Below are 12,370 nucleotides of genomic sequence, written 5' to 3'. Positions count from 1 at the left end.
CTACTCGCAAGCCAAGCTCAATGCCATCGCGAGGAAATTGAATGAGCGCCCTAGGAAAACACTAAACTACGCAACACCCGCCGAACGATTTCACCAATCCGTTGCGTCGATCGGTTGAATCCGCCGCTGCGGTGGTGCTATTCCGCCGCTTGCACGTTCATGTCCCGGGACTGCCAGATTCCGACCGCTATGTCGCCCATGATGTGATTCAGTTTGAGGATGCATGGGTGACCGGGAGTTCACCAGAGATAGTCGCCTTCGAACTTGCCCCACTGCGCGAACTGTTCCAACGCTGCGAGGAGGAGGGGCTCGTCTTTGGCTTCATTCACAACCACCCCGCAGGCCCGGCGCAGTTCTCAGATATGGACGAAGAGAACGAGCGGACATTGATCAAGGCGCTACGTAACCGCAATGGCCCCGACATCACTTTTGTTGCGATGCTGTGGGCGGACGGGCAATGGCTGGCCAGGACGCGTAAAGGCGGGTGCCCGGAAATCGCGGTGCCAGTTAGGCACACGCTTGTACTTGGCGAGCGGATCACGCTTTACGGGTACAAGGAAAGCAGTGACGAACACACTGAGGTCCAGGCGCGTCAGGCTGCTGCGTTCGGAAAACCTTTCGTCGATATGCTTCAGTCGTTGCGCATTGGCGTTGCCGGAAACGGCGGCACCGGAAGCCCATTTGCAACGCTGGGCGCGCGCGGGGGAATCGGCGAGCTCGTGTTGCTCGATAAAGATCCGCTCGCTGCGAGCAATCTCAACCGCGTCAGGGGCCTCATGAAGGCAGATGTCGGTTTCGTCAAATCGGACACACTCAAGAACTTCATCGAAGGCATTGGGCTATCGGTCAAGGTTGCGTCCATAGCCTCAGATGTCGATACGGATCCGGTCGCCGTCGATGCGCTCGCTAGTTGCGATGTCATTGTTGGCTGCACCGACGATTTTGCAGGCCGTGAACTAATGAACGCTGCGCTTTATGCCTATGCGCAACCACTCATAGATATCGGGCTAGGCGGCAAGGTTGATGACGGGCTCGATGGTCACCCCTATCTTCGTTATCACTACGGACGCATCAGCACGATCCTGCCCGAGCAAGGCCAGTGCCTTTTTTGTCAGGGCGTGATCAAGGACATCTGGATTCAGGCACAGCTTGCACGCCGCGAAAATCCGGATATCACCGCCGAAGAACTAAAAGACCGTTACCTCGAAGACGGTGGCACAGACGCGCCCGGCGTCGGGCCCTTCACCAGTGCTTCGGCCGATTTTGCCGTTGCAACACTGTTTGACCTGATCAAGCCGTTTCGACGTTTTCCGCCGGAGGTGCGACGCGACATGTTCTTCGTGGATTTCGTGAAGATGGAGATCCACAGCCACGAAACGGTGGGCAACCCTGACTGCTCGTATTGTCGTGCACACGAATTCCTTTTACTGAAGGAATCATGCAGACTCAATCGACCATTTTTAGGAAAGCGCGATGACTTTTGTTAGCCGGGTCGTAGCATGGATTAGGGGGCTCTTTACCCCGCATCCGGTTCCCGGTCAGGCACCGGAGCATGCCCCACAACTCGCGGCACCAATTCATTTTTCCTCAGTCTTTATTGTCGGTAAGCCCCCTCATAATGACGAAATCGCGGCCGAATCTTTTTACTGCGTCATGATTGCAGACAAGCCAAAATGGGCCTTGTTTAAATGCCCTTGTCGGTGTGGTGACGTAGTTACACTCTCGCTTCAACAAGTACACCGCCCTCATTGGCGCTTAACGAGCACACTCACCGGTCGCCCAACCTTATACCCGTCGATATGGCGGGACAAGGGCTGTCTTAGTCATTTCTGGCTACGCGAGGGTCGCGTGTTTTGGTGCGCAGATACTGGAAAACACCCCGGCCTACGAACGTCTTATTGAGCGTTACCAGGCTTGGGATATAAGAGACTTGGGCGATCCGGGAATTGTTCCAACAGGCACTTGCGAAATACACCCCCGAAACCCATGAAATGGATAAATCACTCTTAATCTTTTCGCAAGCGCATTGCACAAAGAGGCGGGAAGGACAGATGACTCTCAGGACTCAATGGCTGCTGTGGGTCGGTAGCACGCGATATTGTTCCAGGCTGAGTGGCTGGTAACCGAAGTACGGCAGACTGAGTTTGTCTTGATACTCACAGTCGGCTTTGGCCGACTTGCCGACATCCCGGTCACCGACTTTATAGAGCTTCCCTAATCGCCATCTAAGCCCCTACCACCGGCAACCCCTCCCAAGCCGTCGTGAACCGCGACGTCAGATTCCCACGCCGCATCTTCCAGGTTTGCTCCACGCCCTCGGCACTGAAGCGCAGCGTCCCTTTCCCCATCTCTGAATTGATCGCATCCATCACGCTAAGCAGACGTGTCCGGCGTTCGGTCTGGGCCTCCGGCTCCTGCTGGAACAGATCGCCTTGGCTGACGCCTGCTGGCTTCAGATCGACCAGCATCACCCCTGCCTTTTTGTAGCGGAATTCCTTGCGGTAGATCCGCGTCATGCCCTGGCGGGCAGCCTGGATCAGCCGTGCTGTGTCGTGAGTCGGCGTGTTGAACCGGATCAGCACGGCCGGATGGTATTGCGGCTCGTTCGGGATGAACGGATTGGTTTGCAGGAAAATCTGGATGCCACCCGCCATTTCGTCTTCCTGCCTGAGCTTGCGTCCCGCCGTTGCCGCATAGCTCGACACCGCTTCCAGCAGATCCTGCAGCCGGGTCACCAGATGCCCGAAGCTGCGTGAGGACACGATCTGCTGTTTGGCAGGCGGTGCTTCTTCGAGGGGAATGCAGGAAATCCCATTCAACTCTCGGATCGTGCGCTCCATCGTCACGTTGAAGCGGTTTCGCAGGGTTCCGGGATTAGCCAGCTTCAGGTCCATCGCAGTCAAAATCCCCTGTTCGCGCAGGCTTCTTGCCCAGCGTGGCCCAACGCCCCAGAGGTCTCCGACGTCTACTTCGGCCATGTAGCGCCACTGCTGCCAAGGCGCCAGATCCTGCAGGTTGCAGACCCCGATCTGCCGGAAGTCGGGGTGGCGCTTGGCCAGCCGGTTCGCCAGCTTGGCCAGGGTCTTCGTCGGCCCGAATCCCACTCCGACCGGGATGCCGGTCCATTGATGGACCTGATGGCGTAGCCGAATGCCATGCTCGGTCAGGTTCCAGTGATCAAAGCCCCGGAAGCGCAGGAAGGACTCGTCGATGCTGTAGATCTCCTGCTCTGGGGAGAACTGGCTGATCACCGACATCATGCGCCGGCTCATGTCGGCATAGAGAGTGTAGTTCGAGGAGAGCGCCACCCCGCGATGCCGTTTCAGCATGTCCCGTACCTCGAAATGCGGCGCGCCCATCTTGATACCCAGGGCTCGGGCCTCTTCGCTTCGGGCCACCGTGCAGCCGTCGTTGTTCGAGAGGACGATGACCGGCCGATTTTCCAGTTTGGGATTGAAGACCCGTTCGCAGCTGACGTAGAAGTTGTTGCCGTCGACCAGGGCGTACTGCATACCCTGGCTCATCGCAGCTTGCGGACGACGCCCTTCACTACGCCCCAGATGGTCAGTTCCTGACCGGGCTTGATCTCGATCGGCGAGTACTCCGGGTTATTGGGGAGCAGCCTGATCTCACCGTTCAGGCGATAGAGCTCCTTCACCGTCAGATCGTTGTCGATGACCGCCAGCACGATGTCACCATGCCGTGCCTCCAGGGCGCGGTCCACGGCGATGACATCGCCATCGAGGATGCCGGCCCCGCTCATCGAGTGGCCCTGGACCCGGACATAGAAGGTCGCGGCCTCGTGTTCGACCAGGAATTCATTGAGGTCGAGATGACCTTCGGCATAATCCTCGGCCGGTGACGGGAAGCCCGCCGGCACGCGGGAAGTGAACAACGGCAGCCGGACAGCCGGACCGGATAGAGAAGCCGTCCCGAGCCACTCCACGTTGCCGCCAGCCTGTGCCATGATGGCCTGGGGCTGGGAGAGAAAGGCGCGGACACCGTTTATCCGGCTGACTGGAATACGCATCACCTTGGTTGCCTCGCCGTATGGCCCGGGGCTGGCCTTGGGGCCTGTGCCCTCGCGTTTGCCACCACGTCCCATGTTTGTCTTTGAATAGTGTTACACAGTTCAATTATAGCCGGAGTGATCAAATTGAAAATCGGGTTGGCAATACTTTCCCTTCTGGCCGGGATCACCCTGGCGCAGGCCGAAACCCTGATGGGGGAAGTCGTCGGCCTGGCCGACGGTGATACGGTGACCGTGCTCGATGCCCAGCGGGTGCAGCACAAGATCCGGCTTGCCGGCATCGATGCCCCCGAGAAAGGGATGCCCTGGGGCCAGAAATCGAAAGAGTCTCTCTCGGACCGGGTCTTTCGCCGGATCGTGATCGTGGAATGGCAGAAGCAGGACCGCTACGGCCGGCTGGTTGGCAAGATCATGGTGGACGGCCGGGATGCCAACCTCGCCCAAGTGGCGGACGGGATGGCATGGCACTACAAGGACTACCAGAAGGAGCAAACCCTCGATGACCGACTGCGCTATGCGCAGGCGGAGCTGGATGCCCGTAATGCCAGGCGTGGCCTCTGGGCCGACCCCGAGCCGGTAGCACCCTGGGCCTGGCGCAAGATGAAGCGGGAAGTCCGCGCGGGGCAGCCGTAATGTGCGGACGTTACGTGCTCAAGCAGATGCCGGCCAAGCTGAAAGAGCACTTCGACCTCGATGAAGTCGCGGACTTCGGTCCTCACTACAACATCCCGCCGGGCACCGACATCCCGGTGATCCGGCAGTCTCCGGAAGGCAAGTGGGTTCTTCATCTCCTGCGCTGGGGGCTGGTGCCGCACTGGGTCAAAGACCCGTCCATCGGCAACAAGCTCAACAATGCGCGCGGGGAGACCGTCGCCGAGAAACCGTCCTTCCGAGATGCCTTCAAGCGCCGACGCTGCATCATTCCGGCGGATGGCTTTTACGAATGGAAAACCGAAGGCCGGGTGAAGCAGCCTTACTACATCAGCCTGAAATCAGGAGAGCCTCTGGCCATGGGCGGGATATGGGAGAGCTGGCGCAGACCGGATGGAGAGATTCTCCGCACAGCCTGCATCATCACCACCGGACCCAACGAAGTGATGACGCCGATTCACGATCGGATGCCGGTGATACTCAGGCCAGAAGACTGGCAGGCCTGGTTGAATGCGCCGGCGGATGAAGTGCAAGGCATGGTCGGACCGTATGATGCCGAGCCCATGCAGGCTTGGCCGGTCAGTCGACGGGTGAGCAAGACGGTGGACGATGATGCAGGACTGATCGAGCCGGCCTCTTCACCCATCGAAAGCTAGCATCGGGAGGCGTTACATCGGATGGTACAGCTCATAACGATTCCTATGACGTTGGCTCAAGCTGGCGATGAGAACCTAGTATCCCGCGCTCAGGCTAAGTTGATCGCTCGCGAAATAGAAAAACTCGGCGAATTGCATACGGTGTGTCTGGACTTTGCGAACATCCCGGTAATTGGCCAAGGTTTTGCAGACGAGCTCTTCCGGGTGTTTGCGGCGAGCCATTCCAACATCACCTTTCAACCTGTCAATTGCAATCCGGCGATCCTGGCGATGATTGCACGTGCCAAGGGAACGGTAAGGTGAGCTTCTATTGAGAACCGCGGTAGCGGAACCGCCGGTTAATTAGCTGCACCTCAGGCACGGTCGACTCCCGCAGTGTAAGGCGGCTTGTCGGCCAAAGCGGACGGTCACCGCCGCAACCCAAGACGTCCGATTAAGGCTGATCTGAGTCATTCACGATCGACCTCGCCAATGACCGCTTCGATCGGCATAGGCCAGACTTCGTTTCAGAACGGCGTTCGATGACTCAGCAGCATGTATCCTCTAGCGCTGGATGCCCCAGGTGATGCTGAAGCAGTTCTTTTCTCCCGGTTGGCGTCAGCTACCGAATCCATTTCTATGGCTCCGATAATGTCCAAGAAACCGAATCCATCCACCGCTACAGCTCCTGCAACTGTGCCGGCGGAAGGCGAACGCCGAGCAGTCCGTGGATATATCGGCCAGTATGAGCGGGCGGGTGCTGCCATCTACGCCGCGCTCGAGCGCGACGAGCTGCTTTGGGTCGGCGTGGCCGATCGCAACGCGGGCATCGCCGACGACTTGGTGCTCGGCTTCGATGGATTGGTGGTCGGCCACCAGTTCAAGACGTCCAAGTTCCCGAGCACCTTCACTGTTGAGACGCTGTTAACTGGCGCAAACGGCCTCTTGAAGCCGCTGGTTCACGCTTGGCAGTGCCTGCGCAATGACAACTCGGGAGGCGGTGTCGAGATCCGCCTTGTCGTCAACGACTTCCCTTCGGTTACCGACAGGCCAGGCGGTGGCACGCCTGCCCACAGTGCGGCCTTTCTAGAAGAGCTCCGGCAGCATCCGAGTCGCCCGCTCGAAGATTGGTACACGTCCGAATGGAGTCGGCTAGTTGACCACCTGCGTCGTGAGACTGGACTGAGCGACGGCGACTTCGAACAGTTCTTGCACTGCCTTCGGGTGGTGTGCGGTGCCGCGGCCGACTTCATCCAATCCCACAAGCTGAACGCCGAGCAGGCGCGACAGGCATCCGAGATTGCCAGCGTGCTGCCCAAGCTGGTCGCCGATGCACGCGACAAGGACAGGTGGACGCGTGACGAGCTGCTTCGTGAGCTTGGCTGGCGCGACCCGGCCAAGACGCTCCTCATCCACCGGTTCCCGGTCGGAGCCTACGTGCAGCGCAACCGCGACACTGAGGTCAAGCTGCTGGCCGCGCTGCATGCCGCCGACCAGGGCTACGTCTCACTCATAGGACCGCCTGGCTCCGGGAAATCCACTCTCCTGCAGGTTGCGCTGGCCACTGAAGCAAATGTCCGGCTAGTTCGCTACTTGGCGTACGTGCCGGGCGCCGCTCAAGGCGTGGGTCGCGGGGAGGCCGACAACTTCCTGACCGACGTCGACACGCAGCTGCGCAACAGCGGCTTGGTTGGACTTCGTCTTCGCGATGACTCGCTGCATGAGCGCCGCGAACAGTTCGACGTCCTCGTGCGGCAGGCTGGTGAACGCTTCGACCGCGACGGGATCCGAACAATCATCGTCGTCGACGGGCTCGACCATGTGCCTCGCGAAGAGCGGCCGACCAATTCGCTTCTTGGCGAGCTGCCTCTTCCCGCGGCCATCCCCAACGGGGTTGTGTTCGTGCTCGGCACGCAGCGGCTGGATCTCGCGAATCTGAAGCCCGCCGTAAGAGAGCAAGCGGAGAAGAGCGAGCGACAGGTTCTCATGGGGCCTCTCGGCCGCGAGGAGGTCGCCCGGATGGCGGATGCGCTTGGCCTGCCTGCCGTGATTCCGAGATTGGATCTGAGCAATCTCACGCATGGCCACCCGCTGGCAACGCGTTACTTGATTCAGTCGCTGTTGCACGCGGACGAAGCCGGCCGTAAGCACCTTCTCAGCGGCGGGATGCCGTTCGACGGCGATATTGAGACTGTGTACACCGCTGCTTGGCGCGAGATCGCAAGCGATGTCGATGCCATGGACGTGCTGGGCTTCATCGCTCGGGCTGAGGCACCCATGGACCTGCGGCTGCTGGCCACGATGGTCAAGGAGTCCGCGATTGAACGCGCCTTGATCGTTGCACGGCACCTGCTCCGCAGGTCATCCCAGGGGTGGAGTGTCTTCCACAACAGCTTTAGGCTGTTCGTCATCGCTCAACCGCGAAGCCGCCTCGGAAGCGTCGACGCCGAATACTCGCAGCGCGTGTACCGCGACCTCGCCCAGTTGGCGAAGAACGCGCCGCCCGAATCTGCGCAGCACTGGCTTGAGCTGCGCTACCGCGCCCGTGCCGGCGACGGTGCCGATGCACTTGCACTGGCGATGCCCGCTCGCTTCAGGCAGCAACTGGCTGACGGGCGTTCTATCGCCGAGGTCCACGCTGATATCCGCCTGGCTCTGCTGGCAGTGCGTGGAACGCACGACGCGACCGCCTTCGCACGGCTGCTGCTGTGTCGTGACGAAGTGGGGCGGCGCGAAACTGCCCTTGAGTACGCCAACCAGCTTCCCCTGGCGATGCTGGCAGTCGGGGACATTGATGCCGCCCTCTCCTTTGTGCAGTATTTCCCCAGCCAGGGCTACGAGGTTGTCGACGCTCTGTTGGCGCGAGGCGACTTCGAGCGCGCGAAGGAGCTGTTTGAAAGCCTCGAGCCGCTAGCGCAGCTCCATACGTCCAAGTTCCAGAACCACGGCTTCAATCACAACATCAAGGAATTCGAAAGGTGGGCAAGGCGCGCCGTCAACTTCCGAGACAGCGAGCAGATCCAGACAGCGATTGACCACCTCGCTGCAGAGGGGCTACACCAGCCCGAAAAGTTAGATCCAGAAACTGTCGCCTCGCTGCGCCAGCATTTGAGGAGGGAAGCCGCAGAGGCGATGCTCCTTCAGAAGGTTGGCGCTGATCCACAAGCACTCTGCAGCGATCTCGGGGTAGCCGATGAAGACAAGCCGTCTGTAATGGTTCACTCAGGACTTGTGGCAAGTCGGCGTGGCGACGTCGCGCGAGCGCTTGCCCTGTTTGATGCCGCCGCCGCCCTTCCTGGCTTCGGAAACGTGCCCAACGGCTACCGCCGCCGTATGGCATTGATTGCATTCCAAGCTGGCCGTTGTGACCTTGCCGAGGCCCTGTTCGACAAGTTGGTCGCACCGATGATCTCCACGTGCGATGACGAGACGGACCTGGCTGGGCTGGGTGATCTGGTCGGCGCGGTGATGCATCACGCGAGGCTTTGCACGCTGCTCAATAAGCCGCTGCCAAGCGCGACACCGTCGAAGCACACCTTCCTTCATCCGTTCCAGCACCACGCCTCGAAGATAGGCGTGCTTCTAGCTCGCGCCGACAACGCGACCGTGCCGGCTGGCAGCATCCAGGACGAAGCCCGCATTGCCCTTGGGTACGTCCTACGTCTGACATCAGAAGGCGGCAGCGAGTCATATCGCATCCAGCAGGCCTTCAAAGCGGTCCCCGTGCTCGCGCAAGCGCTGCTGACACTAGGCGCCAAGTGTGGCGAGGATGAATACCGCGCCGTACTTCGAAAAGTTGAAGCAGCCATCGCCTCATCCACGCTGGGGGGTACTGCGTACCTGCGACGCAGATTGGCCGTCGATGCGTATCGGGTTGACGGTGACCGTGTGGGGGCCGTCGACCGGCTAAACGCCCTCGCGGCGGAGCTTCAAGAGAGCACGCCGAGCGAGCAGGTCGACGGGTTGGCGGATTTGGCCATCGCGTTGGCTGCGGTCGGGGACGTGGAACGGGCGAAACAGTTGCTGGCGACAGTTCCCGAGCAATGCCTTGGCTACGCGCTGGCCCCCAAAAAGGACCCACAGTACGCAATCTGGCGGGACATTCTGGTCCTTACGAACACTGCTGACCCGGAGAACCGTGTCAAGCGGGTCTCAAACTTGATGCACCAGGTCAGCGGCATGACCGAAACGGAAGGGTCGTCGGCCGCGCATCGCCTGACGATGTCGCTCATTGAGGAAGCGATGCAGGTTGGGCCTCGCTTCGGCTTCGAGGTGTCAGAGACACTGGCGGCTTGGCAATTGATTGGCTGGCCGAACCGCGTCGACCTACTCATGTCGGGGATGATCCGGCGAAGCCCCGAATTTGTCTTGCCTTGCGCGACAGTCTGGTGCGGGCTATGCCTGCCGTTCTACATGGAACCGCATTACCGGGATCCGTACAATGTCGGCGACTTCATCGACGTCGCAGCCGACGCTGCCGGCCCCGGCCAGATTGAGCCTCTCGTGCTGATGCTATTGGGGGCGATCGAGGTAGCCAGCAGAGCACACGAGAGGGTCGGACTGCTCAAGCGCCTTCGCGCCGCAGCTGGAAAACATGGGTTCTCATCCGCCGAGCTCGACGCCGCTGTCGCTCGATGGGCATCAGAAGCGCCGGAACCGCGGCATTCATCTACGCCCAGCAAGTACGACTCAGAGGTCACTCTCGAGGAGCTTGAGCGCGCGTTTGAAGCGGATGGCGACGAACTGAACTACAACGCCCCGTACCGTTTCAGAGATCTGGCCGAGACAGCTCCGCTTCCTCTGGTGCAGAGGATGTTTGAGCGCTGGCAGGTTTTGCAGGAGAACGCGCGTTGCCGCTTCCTAATGGTGAAGCGGTTGGTTGCGGCGGGAGAGATCGAGTACGCCAGAAAGCTGATGCAAGGCTACGAGACAAGCAAGGACCCTTGGAGTTCCTGGAGCCAGTGGATGGGTGGCGGCAAGTTCCTCTACTTTGAGGCGAAGAAGCTTTTGGAGGGACCAGCCATGTCCCCCGCCGCCTTCGAGAACATCGTCGATTCAGTGACGGCGGGCCAGGAGAGCACCCAGTCGCTGCTGACAGAGCTGGATTCGATATTGCCAGTAATCAGCGCGACGCCGGACTGGCCTGCCATCTGGTCGCTGCTTGAGGAGCAGATGGCCTGCACTCGCGAGTTCCAACTGGGACGGCCCTTCCAGTCGAGCGAGCTTCCGCTCAGCGACACGGATCTTCTGGAAGAGTTGCTGCACTTTGCCTATCGGCTGCCCGTTGCAGAAGTTCAGCGACACGCACGTAATTGCACGCTGCGATTGGCAGGGCAAACCGAACACGGTCAAGCTTTGTTCAAGTCCCTTATGCGGCGACTTCTAACCGGCGAATCCGATGCCCCTTTGCAGGCGCTCGGAACACTGCTGGCTGCTGACAGCGCGGACCTTGCCCCCGAGTTGGGCACCGCCGTCGCTGCGTTGGTCAGCCATCGCGACATTGCGGTGGCAGAGTCAGCCGCGCTTTTGTCGCATCGGTGGGGGCTGGCTGTCTCCTTGGACGCGACGCCACTGCCGCTCTTCTATAGCCTAGAATTCGAGCACCCTTCAGAGGGCGACCCTGCGTTCAGGGACGAGAGAACTGGTGCAATGCGCATCGAGTCGCCGCTTGGCTGGACCCAGATGTTGAGCTCGACGGCACGGCACATTGCGAAGGTGGCAGGCATTGACGAGATGACAGTCCGCCGCCGCGCGGCGATGTTCATCCAAGATTGGGGGGGACTTGAGGCATTCGGGCCCTCTGGCGTCAAAAGGCTTGAGGCTCAGCTTCGCGTCCTCGACATGCAGATCACTTACCTGAAGCCTCATGCCTACATTGCCATTGCCGCCCTTCGCCACGTCGCGGGAGAACTGCGGCTGGCCGGCAAGCTGACCGGCCGCGACAGGCCGACGCTGTTGGAGCGTTTGGGTTGCCCGCTTCCCCCTCGGCCGCTGAAGCTTCCGCGAGTGCGTCCCGAATGGATTCGAATGCCGCTGATGGACCGAAGTGCCGGTTGGTCCGAGCGAGAGCTGAAGTGGGATGACGAGGTCGACAACGACGTTGCGCCTTTTCCGGTACACCACGACGGCCAGGTCGTGGCCGAGGTGTCTCTCTTCAAGATTTTTAGGCCGCGCCTATCGGAGCACCGCCTCTACCGTTTTAGAGCACCCTCGGCACAGACTGACGGTGAAGACTTCGACGACTGCTATACCAAGCTGCCAATTGCTGTTTGGTTAGGTCAGTACCTCGCACTTGACAATGAACTGGCACCAACGCTGGTAAGGCGGGTTGTTTGCTCTGTGGACATGGGCTTCGACGCAGCAGCCTATCCATTCGTGTTGTGCCCGAACTGGGTGATGAGGCTTCGCTGGCGCGCGCATGACGACGAACCGAGCGTCTTCCTCGACGCGAGCGGAGCTGTGGTCGCAAAGATCCATTGGTGGCGTGACGCCGGTCCGGTTGATATCGATGCGGAATCTCTGTGGGGCGAGGGTTGCTACCTCGTTCTGACGCCGGTAGGCCTCGAACAGATCACCACTGCTCGTGGGAAGATGGACCTGGGCATCAACGTGTTCGCAAGCAGGCAGATCAAGCAGCCGAGCAGCTACGGGCAATCTCTCTTGAAGACGGCGAAGAACGGCTACTCGCTCTAAGTCATGCACATTCAGCGGCGATGCCAGGCGAGAGGGACCACGCGGGCTTGAGCCGGCCGTCCCGGAGGACTGCTTCCGGCCGGGGGGCTAGCGTTCGTAGTGCCTCAACGACCGACCGCTCCCGCGGCTTAGCGGTCGTTCATGGATTGCCTCTTGACAGACCGCTTTGGCCGAAGCGCAGCCCGTCTGGGGAAACCCTCACTCTAGGCTTCAACTGGCCCCATCTGAGGACCATTATCAATAGCGTCAATAAACCGACGCTCCTTTTTACGGCGGTGCTTTCCACCCGCAATTTGCCGTTGTTTAGGATAAAGTCGGTGCTCTATAACAAACCCCTTATGCCGCGTCAGCAGGAGACGCC

8 protein-coding genes and 1 pseudogene are annotated in these 12,370 nt (G+C 60.2%); 7 read left to right on the top strand and 2 right to left on the bottom strand.

Going from position 1 to position 12,370, the window contains the following annotated elements:
* The 3 genes and pseudogenes from B059_RS20845 to B059_RS21780 all read left to right on the top strand — a co-directional run.
* Positions 1-118: pseudogene (locus tag B059_RS20845) on the top strand (IS30 family transposase); the annotation flags it as partial.
* Positions 102-1,487: a ThiF family adenylyltransferase gene (locus B059_RS0113620; RefSeq protein WP_157273704.1), complete on the top strand. Its 1,386-nt coding sequence runs from the start codon at positions 102-104 to the stop codon at positions 1,485-1,487. The pseudogene B059_RS20845 and the gene B059_RS0113620, both read left to right, overlap by 17 nt.
* On the top strand, positions 1,474-1,902 hold the full coding sequence (locus B059_RS21780) for a ubiquitination-like system serine protease family protein (protein WP_419184834.1): 429 nt from the start codon (positions 1,474-1,476) through the stop codon (positions 1,900-1,902). The genes B059_RS0113620 and B059_RS21780 overlap by 14 nt, the downstream gene beginning before the upstream one ends.
* 323 nt (positions 1,903-2,225) lie before the next feature.
* On the opposite strand, the gene B059_RS0113610 is transcribed toward B059_RS21780, so the two are convergent.
* Together B059_RS0113610 and B059_RS0113605 are read right to left on the bottom strand one after the other, a co-directional pair.
* Positions 2,226-3,512 (bottom strand): Y-family DNA polymerase, encoded by a 1,287-nt coding sequence (locus B059_RS0113610; protein WP_018078809.1) that lies wholly within the window; start codon positions 3,510-3,512, stop codon positions 2,226-2,228.
* 8 nt (positions 3,513-3,520) lie between these two features.
* On the bottom strand, positions 3,521-4,030 hold the full coding sequence (locus B059_RS0113605; RefSeq protein WP_245538804.1) for a LexA family protein: 510 nt from the start codon (positions 4,028-4,030) through the stop codon (positions 3,521-3,523).
* A 117-nt stretch (positions 4,031-4,147) separates the two neighbouring features.
* Here B059_RS0113605 and B059_RS0113600 point away from each other — a divergent pair, with 117 nt between their 5' ends.
* From B059_RS0113600 to B059_RS0113585, 4 genes are all read left to right on the top strand, one after another.
* Positions 4,148-4,663 carry a thermonuclease family protein gene (locus tag B059_RS0113600; RefSeq protein ID WP_018078807.1) on the top strand — a complete coding sequence of 172 codons (516 nt, stop codon included), beginning with the start codon at positions 4,148-4,150 and terminating at the stop codon, positions 4,661-4,663.
* A complete protein-coding gene (locus tag B059_RS0113595) occupies positions 4,663-5,337 on the top strand; it encodes an SOS response-associated peptidase (protein ID WP_018078806.1) in 675 nt (224 codons plus the stop codon). The genes B059_RS0113600 and B059_RS0113595 overlap by 1 nt, the downstream gene beginning before the upstream one ends.
* A gap of 21 nt (positions 5,338-5,358) precedes the next feature.
* Positions 5,359-5,640 (top strand): STAS-like domain-containing protein, encoded by a 282-nt coding sequence (locus tag B059_RS0113590; protein ID WP_018078805.1) that lies wholly within the window; start codon positions 5,359-5,361, stop codon positions 5,638-5,640.
* 327 nt (positions 5,641-5,967) lie between these two features.
* Entirely contained in the window at positions 5,968-12,009 is a 6,042-nt protein-coding gene (locus tag B059_RS0113585; RefSeq protein ID WP_026177525.1) for an ATP-binding protein, read from the top strand.
* Positions 12,010-12,370 lie beyond the last annotated feature (361 nt).

The sequence above is a fragment of the Thiobacillus denitrificans DSM 12475 genome (assembly GCF_000376425.1).
GTDB classification, from domain to species: Bacteria; Pseudomonadota; Gammaproteobacteria; order Burkholderiales; family Thiobacillaceae; genus Thiobacillus; species Thiobacillus denitrificans.
Note: the sequence above shows the minus strand (reverse complement) of the source record. Positions and strands in the feature narration are given on the sequence as shown.

What these genes read in the sequence shown, in the direction of transcription:
- B059_RS0113595 (WP_018078806.1), top strand. Translation starts at nt 4,663, where the DNA reads ATGTGCGGACGTTACGTGCTCAAGCAGATGCCGGCCAAGCTGAAAGAG.
- B059_RS0113605 (WP_245538804.1), bottom strand. Translation starts at nt 4,030, where the DNA reads ATGCGTATTCCAGTCAGCCGGATAAACGGTGTCCGCGCCTTTCTCTCC.
- B059_RS21780 (WP_419184834.1), top strand. Translation starts at nt 1,474, where the DNA reads ATGACTTTTGTTAGCCGGGTCGTAGCATGGATTAGGGGGCTCTTTACC.
- B059_RS0113610 (WP_018078809.1), bottom strand. Translation starts at nt 3,512, where the DNA reads ATGCAGTACGCCCTGGTCGACGGCAACAACTTCTACGTCAGCTGCGAA.
- B059_RS0113590 (WP_018078805.1), top strand. Translation starts at nt 5,359, where the DNA reads ATGGTACAGCTCATAACGATTCCTATGACGTTGGCTCAAGCTGGCGAT.
- B059_RS0113585 (WP_026177525.1), top strand. Translation starts at nt 5,968, where the DNA reads ATGTCCAAGAAACCGAATCCATCCACCGCTACAGCTCCTGCAACTGTG.